Below are 19,802 nucleotides of genomic sequence, written 5' to 3'. Positions count from 1 at the left end.
CTGCGCAGCATTATTTCTATAAAAAAACGCCTCGGCACTGCCGAGGCGTTGGAGTAAATGAGTACCTCCCGTGCGAGAGGTACTCGTGCAACTCAGTAGTCGTAAGACACCGACAAACGCACATAGCGCGGCTGGGTGTAGTACATGCCCAGGCCATAGGTGTTGAGCACGGTACCGGGCGACGAGGACTCGCTGGTAGCACTCCACTGCGTCGGCACTTGGCGATTCAACACATTGAACACATCCAGGCCGAAGGCCAGCTTCTGCTGCGCGAACATCGGACGATACATCACGCCCATATCCAATCGCATGTTCCAGGGCATGCGGCCTACTGCGCCCGGAGAAGACGGCTGGGCGAAGCAGTAGTGGTAAGCCGCAAGGTAGCCCGACGGATCGGTATCCGGCGGCGGGTAGTAGCCAAGGCAGCTCTTGGGCGCGCCCGAGGTTGCCACAAGGCGGCCCGAGACCATCCATTCCGAGGTGATGGCGTAAACGCCATAAGCCTTGATCTGGTGTGTGCGGTCATTGAACAGCACGCCGTTGGCATTCGCCATGAGTGCGGCGAAGTCCCAGTCCTCCGTCTTGCTGACGTCGGTCTGGCCGATATCCGAGCGTACCTGGCCTTCCGTGTTGCCGTAGCTGCGCGAGAAGGTGTAATCCAAACGTGCCTGCCACTTGCCGTCAAACGGATGCTCCAGGTACATGTTCAACGCGTAGTACTTGCGCTTGGCACCTTCGGTGAAGCCCCAATCGTCCTTGGTCATCGTCACCTTGGTGTAACCGGTGCCGTCCGTACGCGCGACCAGGAAGTCATTGCTCTTGCCTGGATTGATCAGGCGGCAGCCCGGCTGATCGGTAATGTAGTCAGCCGCGACCAAGCCCATGGACGTCAGTTTGGTGGCAATCTTGTCCGTGTCGCAGACGTCGTCGATCGCGCTTTCCAGGCGGCGCAGGGTGAACTTCGCACCGGTAGTCCAGGCCGAACCCAGGGTCTTGTCGAAGCCCAGAATCAGCTCATCCTGGTACTCGGAACGCAGGTTGGTGGCGGTGAATGTCTTCGGATCGGGCGTAACACCGTATTCGTTGTCCGCCGAGTGTGCCGGGCCCAGGGCGGTCAAGCCAGTCGGTGCACCGTTCGCCGCAATGCCCGAGTAGGTGAAATACTGATCCGTATACGTGGATGCCGAAGCACCACGGATCGCCACGCTGCTCGGCAGAGCAAGGTAGTAACGGCCCAGGTTGGCGTATACCTTCAGGCTGGAATCACCGAACACGTCCCAGCTCGTTCCCAAGCGGGGCGCCCACTGGTTACCGCTGCGGACGTACGGCTGCTCGGCGTTGTTGAGGTTGGTGAACCGGTCGTTGCGCAAGCCGACGTCGATCATCCAGCGGTCGGTCGCCTGCCACTTGTCTTCCAGGTAGTACGCCTTCTGCGCGACCGACATGCTGGTGGCGTCGTGGAAGATGCGCTGACGCGCGTAGTAAGGCGAACCGGGAGCCGCCGAATAGCTGTTGATCGGATCATTCGGGGTCTGGGTGATGAAGTAGTACCAGGCATAACCGGGACCGCTGGTGACCTGGCCTTGGTCAGAAGCGTGGTAGAACATGTTGTCCATACCCACGGACAGATCATGGCTACCCAGGTGGTAGTCGACGTCCAGACGCAGGCCATGTGTACGGGTCTTGGCATCGGGCGAATTGATCAGGCGAACCGTATTGCTATTCGTGATCGTGCCGCCGCCCGTGTAAGCCGGGTTCTGGTTGAGCGGGTTGGCAATGAAAGGATCGGTTGCGTTCTGGCCCGGAATCTCGGTGAAGTTCGTGACGTCGTTCTTGCCGAAAGTGGCGCTTACCGTCAGGTCCTGCGTGATGTAGCCGGTGTATTTGATGATGTCGAGCGTGGTCGAGTTCTTCGACCAGATCGGATACAGCCCCAGCGCCCCGCCGGTTTTGCCGGTGGCGTAGTTGTAACCGTAGTATTCACCCGAGCTCACTTCCGGCGAAATCGCGGGGTTGCCGGTCGGATCGATGTTGCCGGCGTCACCCGGCTGCTTGTTCACGATGTGCGTGAATTCCAGCAGGTTGTTGTCGGTGATGTTCCAGTTGATCTTGCCGTAGAACTTCTGCAGCTTGTTCGTGTAATCGAGATAGGCAGCCTGCGAAGCATCCGAGGTATTGGTGCTGCGACCTTCCACCTTCTCTGATTCGGCCGCCAGGAAGAAGAACAGCTTGTCCTTGATCAGCGGGCCGCCCACGTAGGCGTCATACACCGTGCGCCACTGCTTGTCGTTCTGGCGTGCTTGGTAAATCGTGCCCGGCAGGTTCGACTGGGCATAGGTATAGCCGGAGGGCAGCGACATATTGGGGTAGTAGCGGCTCACCGGATCAGACTCGGCAAAGCGCGGCTCCCACAGCACCTGGCCGCCAAAATGCCACTCGTTGGTGCCTTGCTTGCCGATCTGGTTGATGACGCCGCCGTCGGAACGGCCGTACTTGGCGCTGTAGCCGCCGATGTACGTTTCCTGCTGATCGATCGAGCCGTACGGCAGGCCCACGCCGCCCAGGTTGGAGAGCGGATCGGAGCTGCTGAAACCGTTGATGTAGTACGCGTTCTCGCTCGGGCTACCGCCGCCGAAGGAGAGCGAATTGTTGAAGAAGCCGCTGCCCTGCACCACGCCCGGCGCCAGCAGCGCGATGGCTTCTGCGGTGCGTCCGAGCGGCAGGCGTTCCAGGTCCTTGGAGGTAATCACCGAACGAGAGTCGACCGAAGTCACGTCGATTTTCGGGATCGAGTTGGCGCTCACCGTCACGGTATTGAGGACCTTGGCCGCGAAGCTGACTTCCGTGCCCACGCCAACGTTCAACGTCACATCGTTGCGAGTGTCCACGATGGCGCCATCTTTTTTCAGCTGGACCGTGTAGCTACCCACTGGAAGATTGCCGACGCGATAGCGACCGGTGCTATCCACCGGCACGTCGCGGCTGATGCCGGTCTGGCTGACCACCGTGACCGAATCGCCGACCGGAGCCTGGCCGAAGAACGAACCGGTGGTGGACTGTGCCATTGCCACGCCGGTGAAACCCAAGCTGATTGCAAGCGCCGCAGCAAGAGCATGGCGACGGGGATGACCCGTGCCCATCATGTAATGCTTACTCATTATTGACCTCTCCCCAGAAAGCCCATTGGGCTAGAAACCACGACCTGCACGAACTGCTCGTGCAAGCTCCGAACAAGCAGGGCACCACACCGTCTTTGCCAGGAACCCCCTTACCGATCACCTGGCAAAATCCCCCGGTGGTTAGGCGCTTCTCGCCGATAGCGATTTGCACAGGCCGCTGCCCCATTCTTCAAGAACTTACGTTACCGCCCGGACGGGTGTCAACAATTTCTTAGCAATCCGCCACGACTTCTTGCGCTGTCGACCGGCCTGGAAAATTACGCATAAAACCATGTAATCGTTTGATCCATATAGGTAATCACCGATGGATCCTGTCGCCTGCCTGACAATAACCGCATAATTTCGCAGGGCTTCACCCGCGGCACGGACGCCGACCGTAAGAATTCCCTCAAGCCATTGCTTCCGCGCCGGGAAGTACCTGCCCCCAAAGCCATCGACCATGGCTGCCGTTCAAGCAGCATGCGCTTCGCTATCGGTGGCGTAGACGCATGCACCCATGCCTCACCACGGTGCATGACGCACGAAGAAAAAACCGGGCACGCCCTTGGCGCACCGCGACAGGCCCGAGTGCGACCGTCATGTTATGTTCGAGCCGCACATTGAAGACGGGGTTGGCACATGCGCATGGGCTTGGCTATCGATGCATCCTGCGATCTGCCGCGGCAGTTTTTGCAGCAGCACGACATTGCCGTCATGCCTATCGCCGTGCGCATCGACGATTCCGTGTTCAAGGACAATCGCGATCCGGCCGAAATCCAGCGCTTTTTCGATCTCAAACTAGGCAGCCGCAGCCACTCGGCAGAAACCGAACCGTGTTCGGTCGAGGACGTGCAGAAGCTATTCCTGGATAAGCTGGTGCTGGAAAAGGATTGCGTGTTCTGCCTCACCATTACGCCATCGCGCAGCCCGATCTACGACAACGTGGTCAAGGCCAGCTTCGCGGTGTTGAAAAACTACCGCAGGGTGCGCGAGCCGCTCGGCATCACCGGTCCATTCCTGATGCGCGTGCTGGATACGCGCAGCCTGTTCGCAGGTTCCGCGCCGAGCATCGTCGAGGCCGTGCGCCTGATGCAGGCGAATGAAACGCCAGCCGCGATCCGCGAGCGATTGGCGTACATCGCCGAAAACTCCTATGGCTACATGCTGCCGCGCGACCTGTATTACCTGCGCGCCCGCGCCAAGAAAAAAGGCGACCGCAGCGTGGGCCTGTTCAGTGCCGTGCTGGGTTCTACCTTGGACATCAAGCCGCTGATCCGCGCCTATCGCGGCGATACCACGCCGGTCGGCAAGGTGCGCGGCTGGGAGCACGGCTGCGAAACCCTGTTCGGCTATGCCGCCGACCGTGTGCGTGCCGGCCTGCTGGTACCTGCCATGTGCACCGCGTACGGCGGTGACCTCAGCGAACTGCCCACGCTGCCCGGCTTCGACAAGCTGGCGCAGGCTTGCGAGGAATGCGGCGTCGCCCTGATGCAGGCGCCGATGAGCATCACCGGCATGGTCAACGTCGGCCAAGGCGCGGTAACGATCGGCTTTGCCGCGGAAGAACACCAGGTCGACTTCTGATGTCCGCCCAGCGTTGCTGCTGAGCAAAACTTGCACAATGTCGTGCAAGTGCCTGTCATCAAAGCCTCGTGAAGAGTTGTCCACAGGGTTGCCACCAGGGTTTCCCCAATCGCTGTGGAAAAGTGCGGCGATACTTGATCAGTTGCCTTAAGACGCGCAAGAAGCCGGATTGCATCCAGCCTGCACGGGCAGGCACTCAAAAGCCGTAATTGAGAAACCCGCCATCCACCGCCAGCACCTGCCCGGTGATGTAGCTCGCCGCCGGCAGGCAAAGAAAAGCGATGGCCGCCGCCACTTCCTCCGGCTCGCCAATACGCTTGAGCGGGGTGCGGTCCAGCACTTCATCCAGATAATCGGCATCCGCCAAGGCGGGCTCCGAACGCTGCGTGCGGATATACCAAGGCGCCACCGCGTTGACGCGAATGCCATCCACCGCCCATTCGGCGGCCAGGTTGCGCGTCAGTTGATGCAGCGCCGCCTTGCTCATGCCATAGGGCGAACCCGTGCGCACATGCGTCGTGCCGGAAACCGAGCCGACATTCACGATCGCCGCGTGCGCATGCTGGATCAACTGCGGATGCGCGAGGCGGCACATTTCGTAGGCCGAAAACAGGTTCTGCTCGAAGATCGCGCGATACTCGGCCTCCTCGTAGTCGAGCGTGGCCTTCGGGCTGTTCCCGCCGGCGTTGTTGACGAGCAGCGACACCGGTGATTCCAGATCGGCGATCCAATCGAACACGGCCAGGCGGTCTTCCGCCACGCTCACGTCGGCGGCGAACGCCAGCACCTCGATGCCGGGAAAATCGTCCGTCAATTCCACGCGCACCTGCTCCAGGTAGTCGTCATCGCGCGCCACCAGCAGCAGGTCGGCACCCAATCCGGCCAGTTCGCGCGCGGTGGCGTAGCCGATGCCCTTGCTGGCGCCGGTAATGAGCACGGTGTGATCCTGCAGTTGCCAGGCGTCGATGCGGCTGTTCATGCGATGCAGCTTACATGAACGGCGTCGCTTGTCCGAAGCGTCCGCTCGCAGGACACTGTGCCCATGCTGATCGAGGTCATCTCATGAGAACCGCCACCGCCCTGCTCTGCCTGCTAACCCTGAGCACCTGCAGCGGCAAGCCACCCGCACCGCAGTCCGATCCCAAGGCCGCCGCCCAACCCAGCGCGCCGTGGGATGCGATGAAACAGGACGAACAGCGCGCCAAGGACGTGCAGAAGGTCGTCAACCAGCACGCCGCCGAGCAGGACAAGCAGATCGAGCAGCAAACGCAATAGGTAGCGCGCACATTCAGCCATCTGGACGTCTGTACGTCCATCGCTTGCCATCACCCGCCGTAGCAGGCAAGGTTCGGGCATGAGTCCCGACACCACCCACTTCGATGCCGCCCCCCTGCTGGATATCCACGAAGCCAGCGTACTGCGCGGCGAGCGCCTGATCCTGGACCGCCTGAGCCTGCGGCTTGCCGCCGGCCAGCACACCGCCATCCTCGGCGCCAACGGCTCGGGCAAATCCACGTTGATTCGGTTGATCGCGCGGCAGATCTATCCGCTGGCTCGCGACGATGGCACACCCACCATCAAGGTATTCGGCCGCGACCGCTGGAACGTGACCGAGCTGCGCAGCCTGATCGGTATCGTCTCGCCCGCCGTGCAAGGCGATTTCACCAACGAGGATGCACCGCTGGAAGTTTTCGATGCGGTCGTCTCCAGTTTCTTCGCCGCACGCGGGCTGTGGGTCAACCACGAAGTCACCGAAGCCATGCGCCAGCGTGCGCTGGAAGCACTGGCACAAGTACAAGCCTCGCAACTTGTCGGCCGCCAGATGGGCAGCCTTTCCACCGGCGAAGCGCGTCGCGTGTTGATTGCACGTGCGCTGGTGCACAAACCGCGTGCGCTATTGCTGGATGAACCGTGCACCGGACTTGATCCGGCCAGCCGCCGGCGCTTTCTCGAAAGCCTGCGGCAGCTCGCCCAACAGGGCGTGACCCTGTTGCTGGTGACGCATCATGTAGAAGAGATTCTGCCGGAGATCGAACACCTGGTTCTGCTGCGCGAAGGCCAACTGTTGCGCAAGGGCAACAAGGCCAGCGTGCTGACGGACCAAGCGTTGACCGAGGCATTCGGCATGCCGATGCGCGTGGCGCGGCAGGGCGACTACTACATCGCCAGCATCGCGCCATAGCCTGGAGCCAGCCGGAACTTCAACGGAGGAATGCAACCACGCTCCATCGCAGCCGTTGGGTTACGCTGCGCCAACCCCCATGGCACCAATTTGGGCGCGCAAAGCTCGATGCTGGCGATGATCGACTCCCTGCGCTGCGTGCAGCAGGGGAGGGAGTGCAAGGCGGCAAGCATCGAGATGTGCGCCCAAGTCAACGCCATTGGCGCTCACCCAACCTACGCACCACCGGAGGATTCGCCATGCAGAAACCGGCCTTGCTTGCATTGCTGCTCACGACACCCGCCTTCGCCCATGCGCAAGACGCCATCCGCTACAAACTGCCCCACAGCAATTTCCCCATCTCCGCCGCGGTGGAAGTGCCGGCAGGCAAATCAATCGTGTTTCTCAGCGGCATGGTGCCGCCAGTGATCGATGCCAAGGCGCCGAAGGATTCCGTCGCCGCCTACGGCGATACCAAGACCCAGACCATCGGCGCGCTCACCGCCATCCAGAAGCAATTGCAAAGCATGCATCTGGACATGGGCGACGTGGTGAAGATGCAGGCATTCCTGGTCGGCGACCAAACACATGGCGGACGGATGGATTTCACCGGTTTCATGGCCGGCTATACCCAGTTCTTCGGCACCAAGGAGCAGTCCAAGCTGCCGGCGCGTTCGGCGATCCAGGTGGCCGGGTTGGCGAATCCGGGGTTTCGCGTGGAGATTGAAGTGACCGCCGTGCGGCCTTGAGTCATTCGACGTTTTCCAAGGACATTCCGCCGCGCGCGAAGCGCGTGGCGGAACGCCACCGCAAAACAAATAGACATATCCACCACTTTATTCCGCATCGTCGCAAGGCACACGCACACTTACGCATTAATCTAGCCACATAAGCTGGTGTACCGGGAACACATCATGGGGCTCTATCCACTCTTTGCCGACCTGACCGGACTGCCCGTGCTGGTGGTCGGCGGCGGCCACGTCGCGGAACGCAAGACAGCCATGCTGCTCGCGGCGGGTGCGCGCGTACGCGTTGGCGCACCGGTACTGACGCCTGCCCTGCTGCAACAAGCCGAGGCAGGCAAGATCGACCACCTCGCCGGCAGCTTCCAGCCTGCGTGGCTGGATGGTGTGTGGCTGGTCATTGCCGCCACCGACGATCACGAATTGAATGCCGAGGTTGCCGCGAACGCCGAGCAACGCCGCATTCTCGCCAACGTGGTGGACGCTCCGGCCCTGTCCCGCTTCCAGGTGCCGGCCTTGGTGGATCGCACGCCATTGATCGTGGCCGTTTCCACCGGTGGCGCCGCACCGGTGATTGCCCGGCGCGTACGCGAAACGCTGGAAACCGAACTCGATCATGCGCTTGGCCCGCTTACCGCGCTGGCGCAAAGGCACCGCACACGCATCACGCAACGCTGGCCGCACCTGGCCGAGCGCCGCGCGTTCTACGACTGGCTGCATGACGGGCCGGTCATGGCGCTGCTGCGCCATGCCAGGCCCGACGACGCCGAACAAATCTTGCTGGATGCGTTGAACGCGCCAGCATCTCCTTCGGCAAAAGGTTCTGTGCTGCTGGTCGGCGCCGGTCCCGGCGATCCAGGCTTGCTCACCTTGCATGCATTACGCGCGCTCAATCGCGCCGACGTCATCCTGCATGACTCACTGGTCAGCGACGCCGTGCTCGCGCTCGCGCGCCGCGATGCCGAGCGCATCGACGTCGGCAAGCGCTGCGGGGGGCGGCACACCCAACAGGAGCAGATCCATCAACTGCTGCTCGAACAGGCGCAGGCAGGCCGACTGGTGGTGCGGCTGAAAGGCGGCGATCCGTTCGTTTTCGGGCGCGGCGGCGAAGAGATGGAATTCCTGCGCCAGCACGGCATCCCGTACGAAATCGTGCCCGGCGTCACCGCCGCCGTCGCTTGCGCCGCCTACGCAGGTATTCCACTCACCCACCGCGACCACGCACGCACCGTGCACCTGCTTACCGGCCATGGCAAGGAATCCATGGACGCCATGGACTGGCCGGCACTGGCGCAGGATCACCAGACCATGGCCGTCTATATGGGCGTGGCCAGGCTGGAGGAATTTACCCAGCGCTTGCTGGCACATGGCCGGCGTCCGGATACGCCGTTTGCCATCATCGAGAACGGCACGCGGCCACAGCAACGGGTGATAAGCGGCGTGCTGCACGAACTGCCTGCGCACGCCAAGGAACATGCGATACACCCGCCGGCACTGCTTATCATTGGCGAAGTGGCGGCATTGGCGCATGACCACGCCTGGTTTGGCAAATGACCAGGAGCTCACTTTCTTTCATGGCGGCCATGAGGCAGCAGGACTGTCACACATGACTCATACCGATGCCGACGTGCCACTGCAAAACCGCCGTATCGCCATTCCCGAGTCGCGCGAACTGGATCTGTTCGCCTCGCTGCTGGAACGCCGCGGCGCCACGGTATTGCGCTGTCCGCTGGTGGATATCCGCGAGACGCCTGATCCGGTGCCCGTGCTCACATGGCTGCATGCGTTCTGTGCCGGCGGCTGCGACGACTTGCTGCTGTTCACCGGCGAGGGCGTGCGTCGTCTGCTAAGCCTGATCGAGCACCACGCCCCTGACCTGCACGAGTCGTTCGTCAAGCAGCTTGCCAGCGTGCGCACCATCGCGCGCGGCCCAAAGCCTGGCCGCGTGCTGCGCGAGCTGGGCTTGAAGCCAAGCTTGGTGGCCGACCCCGCCACCACACCTGGCATGATTGCACTGCTGCAAACGCTCGATTTGCAGGGACGCCGCGTAGGCGTGCAGCTCTATGGCACGGAGCCGAACACCGCATTGATGGAGTTTCTCGCCACGGCCGGTGCGCAGGCGCTGCCGGTATGGCCGTATGTGTATGCCGATGCGGCAGCCGACGCGGAAGTGTTCGCGCTGATCGAATCGATGCAGCAAGGTCGCGTCGATGCGATTGCCTTCACCAGCTTGCAGCAAGTGGAGCGGCTGTTTCGGCTGGTCGGCGGCGAGCGACTCAAACAAGCGCTGGCGCAGACGCTGGTGGCAGCCATCGGACCGGTTGTGGCCGATGCATTGCGCGCACACGGCGTCCAGCCCCAGGTCGTGCCGGAACAAAGCTATTACTTGAAGCCATTGACGCAAGCGTTGATCGAGCGGCTAAGTTCAAGCTTGCCTTAAACCCGTACAACCTCATTGCCGTCATTCCCGCGAAAGCGGGAATGACGGCAATGAGGCAAGAATGCGTTTCATGCGTTCACTTCTGCCCGCACTTCCGCAATCAACTGCCGCAACTCCGGTACGCACGAACCGCAATTGCCGCCCGCGCGCAGGCGCGAGGTAATCTGCGCCGGCGTCTCCAGGCCATGCGTGCGGATCGCGTCGCAAATCGTGTCGCGTCCCACACCAAAGCAGGAACATACCGTCGGCCCGGTCGCCGCCGACGGACCGCCGGACTCGCCAAGCAACAACGCCATGCGGTCGTCATCCGCCAACCGCTCCTGCACGAACAGGCTTGCCAGCCAATGCCGCGCCGGCAGATCCGGGCGCGAGGAAAGAAACACGCAGGATTCAATCCGATCGTCGATCACATGCGCCGCGCGGTAGATGCCGGTACTGCGGTCCTCGTATTCCAGCCAATCGGCCTCCGGGTCCGTCACGCCCAGCCATGCACGCGCCCAGGCACTGCATTCGGATGGCCGCTCGCGATGGGCGATTTCATAGCGGCGGAAATGGTCGCCTTGAATAGACGTCCAATAGCTCAAACCGTGCGGCATCAACGGCTCGCGGGACAGCGCAAAGCCGTACCAGCGCACCGGAAAAGGTTCCACGCTTACCGGCGTGTGCTTGAACTCCGGTTCGCCGGAAACCGGATCGACCACCGGATTGACCACGCCGCCCACGCGCGCGTCGGAAGCGAACTGGTCATTCCAGTGAATCGGCACGAACACGGTGCCGGCAAGAATGCCGCCGCTGTGCTTTACGCGCGCCACCATCGCACCCCAGCGCGATAGCACGCGCGCCAACTCGCCTTCGCGTACGCCGCAACGCAAGGCATCGTGCGGGTGCATGTCGACGAAAGGCTCGGGAACATGCCCGGTAAGCCGCGGCGCCTTGCCGGTGCGCGTCATGCTGTGCCATTGGTCGCGCACGCGGCCGGTATTGAGTATCAGCGGGTATTGGCGATCGGCGGCGTGCCTGGGCATGCGGGCTGGCGTGGCGATGAAGCGCGCCCGCCCACCGGGGTGCGAAAAGCTGCCGGATGCAAACAGGCGTGCCTCGCCTTCGCCATTCGCCGCCACCGGCCATTGCACCGGCTGCAGCGCGTCGTAGGCATGCCGGTCCAGGTGCGCCAGCCCTTCCAGATTGAGCAGGCGATGGGCGGCCGGCGCGTCGCCCTCCCGCCCCTCATGGTTGCGGTAGGCCGTCAGTCGTGCGTGCTCGGCGAATACCGCATGCGCGTCGTCAAACTCAAACCCTTCGGCAAAGCCCATCCGCCGCGCTACTTCACAGACGACGCGCCAATCCGCACGCGCGCTCCCCGGTGCCGGCAGGAACGCGCGCTGGCGCGATATGCGCCGCTCCGAGTTGGTGACGGTGCCGTCCTTCTCGCCCCAGCCCAGCGCCGGCAACAGCGCATGGGCATAAGCATGGGTGTCGGTTTGCGCGACGATGTCGGAACTCACCACCCACTCGCAACGCGCCAGCGCCTGCTTCACGCGATCGGCATCCGGCAGGCTCACCACCGGATTGGTCGCCATGATCCACAGTGCCCTCACCTTGCCCTGGCCGATCGCCTCGAACAGGTCCACCGCTTTCAATCCTGGACGTTCGGCGATGCGCGGTGATTGCCAGAACGATTGCACGACCTGGCGATGCACAGGATTTTCCAGTTCCATATGCGCGGCCAGCATGTTTGCCAGCCCACCGACTTCACGCCCGCCCATCGCATTGGGTTGGCCGGTCAGCGAAAACGGCCCCATGCCGGGCTTGCCGATGCGCCCGGTAAGGAGGTGGCAATTGATGATGCTGTTGACCTTGTCGGTGCCGCTGGACGACTGGTTCACGCCCTGCGAGAACAGCGTGACGGTACGTCGGCAGCGCGCGAACCAGCGGTAGAAATTCAACAGGTCCGCCTGTTGCACGCCGCATATACGCGCCACCTCGGCGGGATCGCCGGCATCCTTTTGCGCCGCGGCCAGCGCTTGCGCAAAACCCTCGGTATGCGCTTCCATGAAACGGGCATCCATTGCGCCGTGCTGGAACAGAAACGCCAGCAGGCCGTTGAACAGCCACACGTCCGTACCCGGCTTCACCGGCAAATGCAGATCGGCCGATTCGCAGGTCGCCGTATGGCGCGGATCGATCACCACCATGCGCGGCGGGTTCGCGCCTTCCTTGGCCTTGGCAATGCGCTGGTACACGATGGGATGGCACCACGCGGTATTGGAACCGACCAGCACGATCAGCTCGGCCTGTTCCAAGTCGTCATAGCAACCCGGCACCACATCTTCGCCGAACGCACGCTTGTGGCCGGCCACGGCGGAAGACATGCACAGGCGCGAATTGGTATCGATGTTCGCCGTGCCGATATAGCCCTTGGCCAGCTTGTTGACGACGTAGTAGTCCTCGGTGAGCAACTGGCCGGAGACGTAGAACGCGACGGCATCCGGACCATGCTGGTCGATGACGCGGCGAAAACCTTCGGCGACGCGATCGAGTGCGTCGTCCCAGCTCGTGCGCCGCAAGGTACCGTCCGGCCCACGCAACATCGGATGCAACAAGCGCCCACGCAAGTCGACGGTTTCACCTAAAGCCGAGCCTTTTACGCACAAGCGCCCGTGATTGGCGTGATGTTGCGCGTCGCCTTCTACATACACGGAGCCGTCGGCGTTGGCGCGGGCCAATACGCCGCAACCCACACCGCAATAGGGGCAGGTGGTGGCGACGGTCACAGCCAGACACCTCCACGTCCACTCACAAAGTCCGCAGTTTTTCTAGAACGGGCACCGCTCTTAAAAGATACATAGGTCGTCGCAAGGCCACATTTGCCTGCACATCCAATACCACTTACCCGTCGCCGGAACGACGATGTATTGAGCATTGCGGCGCGTGTCGACGATATTTCCCTGAATATCAGCGTGCAAAAGCGGGAATGACCGCAGAGAAAAGGAACAACACTCATGCAGCCACCTCCGCCCGCTGGCAATGATGCCTGCCAAACAACAAGCGATCGCGAATCGGCGTGATATCCGTACCGTTCTGGATCAACTCGAAATACCAGCCGCCATCCTTCACGTCGCCATACAACACGGCGCCGATGATCTGGTTGCCCCTCAGCACCAGCCGCTTGTAAATGCCGCGGCGCGGATCGCGCAGCACCAGGTCCTCCGTGCCTTCGCCGCCGATGAAGTCGCCGGCCGAATAAAGATCGATGCCGGTCACCTTCAGCTTGGTCGCCGTGCGCGTGAAGCGATAGCGGCGATGGCCGATGCGCGCCAGATGCGATGCGCATACCTTCGCCTGCTCCCACACGGGCGCGACCAGCCCAAAGGTGAGGCGGCGATGTTGCACGCATTCGCCGACGGCATAGATGTGCGGATCGTACGTGAGCAAGGTGTCGTCCACGACGATGCCGCGATCGCAATGCAACCGGCAGGATTTTGCCAGCGCGATATCCGGGCGCACGCCCACCGCCATCACCACTAGATCAGCATCGATGCGCGTACCGTCGACAAATTCGATGCCCTGCACACGGCCATCGCCGTACAACGCCTTGGTCTGCGCATTCAGCAGCACGTTCAAGCCACGTGCCTTGAGGTTCTGTGTCAGCAGGCGCGATGCATCCGCGTTGAGCTGCTGTTCCATCAGCACCTCGATGCGATGGAGCAGCGTCACTTGCATACCGCGGCGCAAAAGGCCATTGGCCGCCTCGATACCGAGCAGGCCACCACCGATCACCGCGGCATGCCTGTACGTACTGGCCGCCCGCAACATCTGCTCGACATCGTCGATCCCCCGAAAACCGATCACGCCCGGTAGATCGGCGCCAGGCAGCGGCAGCATGAAGGGCTGCGAGCCGGTCGCGATCAGCAATCGGTCGTAAACCACCTCCACGCCCTTGCGCGAACGCACGCGCCGATGGCGCCGATCGATCGCGACCACCGGATCGCCGGCATGCAGCGTGATGCCGTTCGCCGCGTACCACTCGCGCGTATTGAGCATGATGTCGTCGGTGTTCTTCTCCCCGCTCAACAGCATCGACAGCAGGATGCGGTTGTAGTTGCCGTAAGGCTCCGCGCCGAACACCGTGATGTCGTACAGGCCGGGCGCAAGCTGCAGCAATTCCTCGACCGTGCGCATGCCGGCCATGCCATTGCCGATGACGACCAGCCTGGGCCGCGATGCGCTCATTGTTGCGGTTGTCCCAGCAGCACGTGGCCTTGCTGGAGTTTTACCTGCCACGCGCGCACCGAGTGTTCCGGCGCTTCAAGACACTCACCCGTGCGCAGGTCGAAGTGCTGCTTGTAGATCGGTGAAGCAACCACGACGCGCTCGCCCAGGCTGCCGATCAAGCCACGCGAAAGCACATAGGCATTCGCGTTCGGATCGAAATTATCGATTGCGTAAAGCGCCTGCTCGCCCACCCGGAATACCGCCACTTGCTGGTCATCCACCAAGGCGCACACGCCGGTGTTGGACACGATGTCCTCCAGATCGCACACCAACGTCCAGCCTTTCGCCGTCACCACGTCTTCCATCGGGTTACTCCGTCATCACGCTGGCGGGAATGTGCCGGCTGCGTTTTTCATCCAGCGTGGCCGGGCGGATCTGGCCACGCTCCGGCACGAACACCACGTTGCGGTCTTGCTCATGGCTGTTGACGAAATGCTGGAAGCGCCTGCGCGTCTGCGGATCGGTGACGGCTTTCTTCCATTCGCATTCGTAAGTGTCGATGACGAGCTGCATTTCCGCTTCCAGTTCGGCGGCAATACCGAGCTTGTCGTGCACGACCACGTCCTTGAGGTAATCCAGCCCGCCTTCCAGGTTGTCGCGCCACACGCTGGTGCGTTGCAGGCGATCGGCGGTGCGGATGTAGAACATCAGGAAGCGGTCGATGTACTTGATCAGCGTCGGCGTATCGAGATCGCCCGCGAGCAACTCGGCATGGCGCGGCTTCATGCCACCGTTGCCGCACACGTAGAGATTCCAGCCTTTTTCGGTGGCGATCACGCCCACGTCCTTGCCTTGCGCTTCGGCGCATTCGCGCGTGCAGCCGGACACGGCCATTTTCAGTTTATGCGGGGAACGCAGGCCCTTGTAGCGGTTTTCCAGGTCGATCGCGGCACCGACCGAATCCTGCACCCCATAGCGACACCAGGTCGAACCCACGCAGGATTTCACCGTGCGCAGCGACTTGCCGTAGGCATGGCCGGATTCGAAGCCGGCGGCGATCAGTTCCTCCCAGATCAACGGCAGTTGCTCCAGCCGCGCGCCGAACATGTCCACGCGCTGGCCACCGGTGATCTTGGTGTAGAGCCCGTATTTCTTGGCGATCGCGCCGACGGCGATCAGGCCGTCCGGCGTCACTTCGCCACCGGCCATGCGCGGCACCACCGAATAGGTGCCGTCTTTCTGGATGTTGGCGAGGAAGTAATCGTTGGAATCCTGCAGCGATGCGTGCTCTTTCTGCAGCACGAACGCATTCCAGCAGGAAGCGAGAATGCTGGCCGCCACCGGCTTGCAGATATCGCAGCCCAGGCCCTTGCCGTGGCGAGCAAGCAGTTCATCGAAGTGCCTGATGCGTTCCACCCGCACCAGGTGATACAGCTCCTGGCGCGAATAGGCGAAGTGCTCGCACAGGTGGTTGTTCACCGCCAGGCCCTGGCGTTTCATCTCCGCCTTCATGATCTGCGTGACCAGCGGCACGCAACCGCCGCAGGTAGTGCCGGCCTTGGTGACGGTCTTCAGGTCGCCGATGGATGCCGCACCGGCGCAGACCGCCTCGCACAGCTGTCCTTTGGAAACGTTGTTGCACGAGCAGATCTGCGCGGAAGCCGGCAGCGCATCCACGCCCAGGCCGGGCTTGGCGCTGCCATCCGGCGTGGGCAGGATCAGGAACTCCGGCGACGCCGGCAGTTCGATGCCATTGAGCATCATCTGCAGCAGCGTGCCGTATTCGCTGGCGTCGCCCACCAGCACGCCGCCGAGCAATTGCTTGCCATCACCCGACACCACCAGTTTCTTGTAGACCTGCCGGCGTTCGTCGCTGAACTGATAGCTGCGACTGCCCGGTGTCGTGCCGTGCGCATCGCCCAGGCTGGCAACATCCACGCCCATCAGCTTCAGCTTGGTGGACATGTCCGCGCCCACGAATTCGGGCAATTGCAACGCGTGCTTGCGTTCCAGCAAGGCGCTCAGGTGCGCCGCCACCACACGCGCCATGTCGTAACCGGGTGCGACCAGGCCGAAGGTCTTGCCACCCCAGTACGCGCATTCGCCGATCGCATAGACGTCCCAGTCGCGCGTGCGGCAGTAATTGTCGACGTGGATGCCGCCGCGTTCGCCCACACCCAGTTCGCATGCACGCCCCAATTCATCGCGCGGGCGAATGCCGGCGGAGAACACGATCATGTCGGCATCCAGATAGCTGCCGTCGGCAAACTTCATGCGATGGTGCGCGCTTGCGCCATCGACGATTTCCTGCGTGCTCTTGCCGGTGTGCACGGTGACGCCCAGTTCCTCGATCTTCCGCCGCAGGATCTGGCCACCGATATCGTCCACCTGTACCGCCATCAAGCGCGGTGCGAATTCCACCACATGGGTTTCCAGGCCGAGATCGCGCAGCGCCTTGGCGCATTCCAGGCCAAGCAAGCCTCCGCCCACCACCACACCGACCTTGGAACGCTTGCCCCATGCCTGCATCGCCAGCAGGTCGTCGATGGTGCGATAGACAAAGCAGCCGGCACGCTCGTTACCCGGGATCGGCGGCACGAATGGCTTGGAGCCGGTGGCGAGCACGATCTTGTCGTAGGCGATCACGTCGCCATCGGCCGTGGCGACGCGCTTTTGCTGGCGGTCGATCTGTACGGCGCGTGCGGTAAGGCGCAAGGTCACACCGGGTTGATCGAAAAAGCCGGGTTTGACCAGCGAAAGATCGTCCGCGCTCTTGCCGCTGAAGAATTCCGACAAATGCACGCGGTCGTAAGCGGGCCGGCTTTCCTCGCACAACACGGTGATGTCCAGGCCCGGCGGCTGCCGCTCCATCAGCTCTTCGAGCAACTTGTGCCCGACCATGCCGTTGCCGATCACCAGTAATTTCATTGCCATGCTGCGCCCTCCCCGTTCATGCCGCGAACCGCGACGTCGCCTGTTGCTGGCTCATCGCTTCCCGGTAAAGCTGCTCTTCGCGCGCGGTGTGCTCGGCGCTGAAGCGCACCGCCAGCGCGCACAAGGAACCGGCGATCACAAAACCTCCGAGCAGTGCGAAGGTGTGCTGCACCGAACCGGTGCTCTTGAGCAGGAAACCCGCCGCCACCGCGCCGACATTGCCGCCCGCGCCGATGATGCCGGCCACGCCGCCCAGTGCCTTGCGATCCACGAATGGCACCAGCGCGTACGTCGAACCGCAGGCCATGTGCGTGAACAGGCCGAAGGCGATCATCGCCGCAACCGCGGTATCTGCCGCCTGCGCACTGGAGAACCACAGCAAGCCCAAGCCTTCGCCGAGCATCAGTGCGGCTAGCAACCAGGTGCGCGCCGCCAGGCCGTGACGACACGCCAGGCGATCGGATGCGATGCCGCCAACCGCGCGCGCGAACAACGCCAGCAGGCCAAAGCAACCGGCGGCCATCCCCGCATGTTGCAGATCCATGCCGAAGCGATCGACGTAATAGCTGACCGCGACGCCATGCACGAACAGCTCGATGCCGAAACAACCGGCATACGTGACGAACAGCATCCACACGCGGTAATTCTTCACCGCCGCCAGGAACACCTGCCATCCGCCGGCCTTGCCCGTGTCTGGCATCACGCCGCGTGCGCGCAAATCGCAGTAATCGCCCTGCGGGCAATCCTGCGCATGGCGCCAGTACAGCGCCGCCACGATCAGCATCAGCGTGCCCGGCACGAACATCGCCGCGCGCCAGCCCCATGCATGCTGCACGCCCAAGCCGATGACTGCGCCAAGCACCCACGGCATTACCGATTGCGCGACGCCGCCGCCGGCGTTACCCCAGCCGGCAGCCGCGGCATTCGCGGTACCCACCACGTTCGGCGCGAACATCACCGAGGTGTGGTACTGCGTGATCACGAAGCCCGCGCCCGCGATGCCAATGGCCAGGCGAAAGAACAGGAACGAGGCATAGCTGTGCGCAAAGGCAATGCCAAATACCGGCACGGCACTGATCAGCAACAGCCACGTGTAGGTGCGCCGTGGCCCGAAGCGATCGCACAACGGCCCCACGATCAGCCGTCCAAACACCGTCACCGCCACCGCGGCGATGCTGATGTTGGCAAGCTGATCCTTGCTCAGGTGAAACTCGCCCTTGATCAACGGCATCAACGGCGCCACCGCGAACCAGGCGAAAAAACAGGCAAAAAACGCCAGCCAGCTCAAATGGAACGCACGCATGGGTGGCGTGCGCAGATGAAACAATTCGATCCGCGTAGCTTTGCTCGACATGCCCTACCCCGCACTGAAGACTTGCCTGACCCTGCAAACCCGTCCGTCGCGCAAACGCTGATCGGCGGGCCTTGATGCATGATGCGTTGCATCATTTGTGCCAGCGGAGTAAGTGCTGATTTTCCTGGGGTTTTTACGCGTCCATTACCCGAAAGGGCGTGCCATCGCGCACCAGCGCAGGGCTATGGGGCACCCGCTTGCACCGTTGCAGTGCAGCACGTCGAGTGGAGCCCATTGGTGCGCGGCGTTGCCGTACGTACTCAATGCAGCGGCGGAGAAAAGTCGTTGTTGGCAGGCGTAAGGGCGCTCAGCACTTCATCGATCAGTACACCGAGCTCTTCGAAATACCACCCCATTACCTCCCGCCGGATAAGAAGGTGGCCGCTGTATTTCCCTTCGTGCGCGAATCCATAAGTGATCTCTGCCATCAGCCGCAGTTGCGCGCTGATCGCCGAAAGCTCGTGGAAGCCTTGTTCCGACAGCAGATAACCATGCAGTGGCTCAGCTTTTTTATCTGCCATGGGCTCCTCGCCTCTAGAAAAATTACATCATGTGGGATGGAGAAAATTTAGTTGACGCTCCCATATGCGTCAAGCATGATTATTTGCATCATGTTGAATGAAGCAAAAACCACACCCTTAGGCCATGTCGCAGACCTTCGCCTCGGGTACCCCTTTCGCGGCGCCGTTCCAGCGCGGGCGACCGGCTCCGTCCACGTCGTGCAGATCAGCGACCTGAGTCGCACTGGCCTCAAGGACCGAAACAATCTGCTGGTTACCGAATTGCCCAGCCGCAGGGAGCCGGACTGGCTACTGGACCAGGACGTGCTCTTCATCGCCCGCGGCCCACACACCTACGCCAGCCTGATGACCGCTCCTCCCCCGCGCACGGTGTGCACGCCGCATATCTACGTCATCCGCGTCACGCAGCCTGGCCGTCTTCTACCCGCCTTTCTTGCGTGGCAGCTGAACCAGCCACCGGCGCAGCGTTATCTGCGGCAATCGGCGGAAGGAAGCCATCAGCTCAGCATTCGGCGGGGCGTGCTTGAACAGACGCCAATCCGTATCCTTCCACTCGCCCAGCAGCATGCGGCCATCGAACTCGGCCGTATCGCCCAGGCCGAGCGCTGCCATCTGGAAAGCCTGATCAAGAACCGCGACACCGAACTCGCGCTGCTGGCCGAGCGCCTGCTTACGTAATGCCCACGGAAAAC

At 62.4% G+C, this 19,802-nt stretch carries 15 protein-coding genes; 7 read left to right on the top strand and 8 right to left on the bottom strand.

Features of this window, described 5'->3' with window-relative positions:
* Positions 1–92: 92 nt before the first annotated feature.
* A complete protein-coding gene (locus V7M64_RS10870) occupies positions 93–3,158 on the bottom strand; it encodes a TonB-dependent receptor (RefSeq protein ID WP_333679163.1) in 3,066 nt (1,021 codons plus the stop codon).
* A gap of 639 nt (positions 3,159–3,797) precedes the next feature.
* On the opposite strand from V7M64_RS10870, the gene V7M64_RS10865 reads away from it, so the two are divergent.
* Positions 3,798–4,742: a DegV family protein gene (locus V7M64_RS10865; RefSeq protein ID WP_333679162.1), complete on the top strand. Its 945-nt coding sequence runs from the start codon at positions 3,798–3,800 to the stop codon at positions 4,740–4,742.
* A gap of 196 nt (positions 4,743–4,938) precedes the next feature.
* On the opposite strand, the gene V7M64_RS10860 is transcribed toward V7M64_RS10865, so the two are convergent.
* Positions 4,939–5,721 carry an SDR family oxidoreductase gene (locus V7M64_RS10860; RefSeq protein WP_333679161.1) on the bottom strand — a complete coding sequence of 261 codons (783 nt, stop codon included), beginning with the start codon at positions 5,719–5,721 and terminating at the stop codon, positions 4,939–4,941.
* Positions 5,722–5,804: 83 nt separating this feature from the next.
* Between V7M64_RS10860 and V7M64_RS10855 the strand changes: the two genes are divergently transcribed.
* The 5 genes from V7M64_RS10855 to V7M64_RS10835 all read left to right on the top strand — a co-directional run bounded on the left by V7M64_RS10855 (position 5,805) and on the right by V7M64_RS10835 (position 10,086).
* Positions 5,805–6,017, top strand: coding sequence for a hypothetical protein (locus V7M64_RS10855; RefSeq protein WP_333679160.1), 213 nt, complete (start codon positions 5,805–5,807; stop codon positions 6,015–6,017).
* A 79-nt stretch (positions 6,018–6,096) separates the two neighbouring features.
* Complete coding sequence (locus tag V7M64_RS10850) at positions 6,097–6,924, top strand: ATP-binding cassette domain-containing protein (protein ID WP_333679159.1); 828 nt, start codon at positions 6,097–6,099, stop codon at positions 6,922–6,924.
* Positions 6,925–7,163: 239 nt separating this feature from the next.
* Complete coding sequence (locus tag V7M64_RS10845; RefSeq protein ID WP_333679158.1) at positions 7,164–7,652, top strand: RidA family protein; 489 nt, start codon at positions 7,164–7,166, stop codon at positions 7,650–7,652.
* 165 nt (positions 7,653–7,817) lie between these two features.
* The gene (cysG, locus tag V7M64_RS10840; RefSeq protein WP_333679157.1) at positions 7,818–9,200 is read left to right on the top strand and encodes a siroheme synthase CysG; all 1,383 of its coding nucleotides are present in this window, start codon (positions 7,818–7,820) and stop codon (positions 9,198–9,200) included.
* Positions 9,201–9,252: 52 nt separating this feature from the next.
* Positions 9,253–10,086: a uroporphyrinogen-III synthase gene (locus V7M64_RS10835; protein ID WP_333679156.1), complete on the top strand. Its 834-nt coding sequence runs from the start codon at positions 9,253–9,255 to the stop codon at positions 10,084–10,086.
* A 68-nt stretch (positions 10,087–10,154) separates the two neighbouring features.
* Here the strand turns inward: V7M64_RS10835 and V7M64_RS10830 are convergent, their stop codons facing one another.
* The 6 genes from V7M64_RS10830 to V7M64_RS10805 all read right to left on the bottom strand — a co-directional run bounded on the left by V7M64_RS10830 (position 10,155) and on the right by V7M64_RS10805 (position 19,110).
* Positions 10,155–12,860 carry a molybdopterin-dependent oxidoreductase gene (locus V7M64_RS10830; protein ID WP_333679155.1) on the bottom strand — a complete coding sequence of 902 codons (2,706 nt, stop codon included), beginning with the start codon at positions 12,858–12,860 and terminating at the stop codon, positions 10,155–10,157.
* A 226-nt stretch (positions 12,861–13,086) separates the two neighbouring features.
* The gene (locus tag V7M64_RS10825) at positions 13,087–14,319 is read right to left on the bottom strand and encodes an FAD-dependent oxidoreductase (protein ID WP_333679154.1); all 1,233 of its coding nucleotides are present in this window, start codon (positions 14,317–14,319) and stop codon (positions 13,087–13,089) included.
* A complete protein-coding gene (gene nirD / locus V7M64_RS10820) occupies positions 14,316–14,666 on the bottom strand; it encodes a nitrite reductase small subunit NirD (RefSeq protein WP_333679153.1) in 351 nt (116 codons plus the stop codon). The genes V7M64_RS10825 and nirD overlap by 4 nt, the downstream gene beginning before the upstream one ends.
* Before the next feature lie 4 nt (positions 14,667–14,670).
* Positions 14,671–17,235 carry a nitrite reductase large subunit NirB gene (gene nirB / locus V7M64_RS10815; protein WP_333679152.1) on the bottom strand — a complete coding sequence of 855 codons (2,565 nt, stop codon included), beginning with the start codon at positions 17,233–17,235 and terminating at the stop codon, positions 14,671–14,673.
* Between the two features lie 16 nt (positions 17,236–17,251).
* Positions 17,252–18,589, bottom strand: a complete 1,338-nt coding sequence (locus V7M64_RS10810; RefSeq protein ID WP_333679151.1) for an MFS transporter — start codon at positions 18,587–18,589, stop codon at positions 17,252–17,254.
* Positions 18,590–18,849: 260 nt separating this feature from the next.
* Positions 18,850–19,110 (bottom strand): hypothetical protein, encoded by a 261-nt coding sequence (locus V7M64_RS10805; RefSeq protein ID WP_333679150.1) that lies wholly within the window; start codon positions 19,108–19,110, stop codon positions 18,850–18,852.
* A 90-nt stretch (positions 19,111–19,200) separates the two neighbouring features.
* Here V7M64_RS10805 and V7M64_RS10800 point away from each other — a divergent pair, with 90 nt between their 5' ends.
* Positions 19,201–19,788 carry a restriction endonuclease subunit S gene (locus V7M64_RS10800; protein ID WP_333679149.1) on the top strand — a complete coding sequence of 196 codons (588 nt, stop codon included), beginning with the start codon at positions 19,201–19,203 and terminating at the stop codon, positions 19,786–19,788.
* Positions 19,789–19,802: the final 14 nt, after the last annotated feature.

This window comes from Dyella sp., from assembly GCF_036746095.1.
In the GTDB taxonomy this organism is placed as follows: Bacteria; Pseudomonadota; Gammaproteobacteria; order Xanthomonadales; family Rhodanobacteraceae; genus Dyella_B.
This window is presented reverse-complemented; position numbering and strand designations above follow the sequence as displayed.

Coding starts and splice junctions, on each gene's coding strand:
- V7M64_RS10870 (WP_333679163.1), bottom strand. CDS start 3,158: ATGAGTAAGCATTACATGATGGGCACGGGTCATCCCCGTCGCCATGCT.
- V7M64_RS10865 (WP_333679162.1), top strand. CDS start 3,798: ATGCGCATGGGCTTGGCTATCGATGCATCCTGCGATCTGCCGCGGCAG.
- V7M64_RS10860 (WP_333679161.1), bottom strand. CDS start 5,721: ATGAACAGCCGCATCGACGCCTGGCAACTGCAGGATCACACCGTGCTC.
- V7M64_RS10855 (WP_333679160.1), top strand. CDS start 5,805: ATGAGAACCGCCACCGCCCTGCTCTGCCTGCTAACCCTGAGCACCTGC.
- V7M64_RS10850 (WP_333679159.1), top strand. CDS start 6,097: ATGAGTCCCGACACCACCCACTTCGATGCCGCCCCCCTGCTGGATATC.
- V7M64_RS10845 (WP_333679158.1), top strand. CDS start 7,164: ATGCAGAAACCGGCCTTGCTTGCATTGCTGCTCACGACACCCGCCTTC.
- cysG (WP_333679157.1), top strand. CDS start 7,818: ATGGGGCTCTATCCACTCTTTGCCGACCTGACCGGACTGCCCGTGCTG.
- V7M64_RS10835 (WP_333679156.1), top strand. CDS start 9,253: ATGACTCATACCGATGCCGACGTGCCACTGCAAAACCGCCGTATCGCC.
- V7M64_RS10825 (WP_333679154.1), bottom strand. CDS start 14,319: ATGAGCGCATCGCGGCCCAGGCTGGTCGTCATCGGCAATGGCATGGCC.
- nirD (WP_333679153.1), bottom strand. CDS start 14,666: ATGGAAGACGTGGTGACGGCGAAAGGCTGGACGTTGGTGTGCGATCTG.
- nirB (WP_333679152.1), bottom strand. CDS start 17,235: ATGGCAATGAAATTACTGGTGATCGGCAACGGCATGGTCGGGCACAAG.
- V7M64_RS10810 (WP_333679151.1), bottom strand. CDS start 18,589: ATGTCGAGCAAAGCTACGCGGATCGAATTGTTTCATCTGCGCACGCCA.
- V7M64_RS10805 (WP_333679150.1), bottom strand. CDS start 19,110: ATGGCAGATAAAAAAGCTGAGCCACTGCATGGTTATCTGCTGTCGGAA.
- V7M64_RS10800 (WP_333679149.1), top strand. CDS start 19,201: ATGTTGAATGAAGCAAAAACCACACCCTTAGGCCATGTCGCAGACCTT.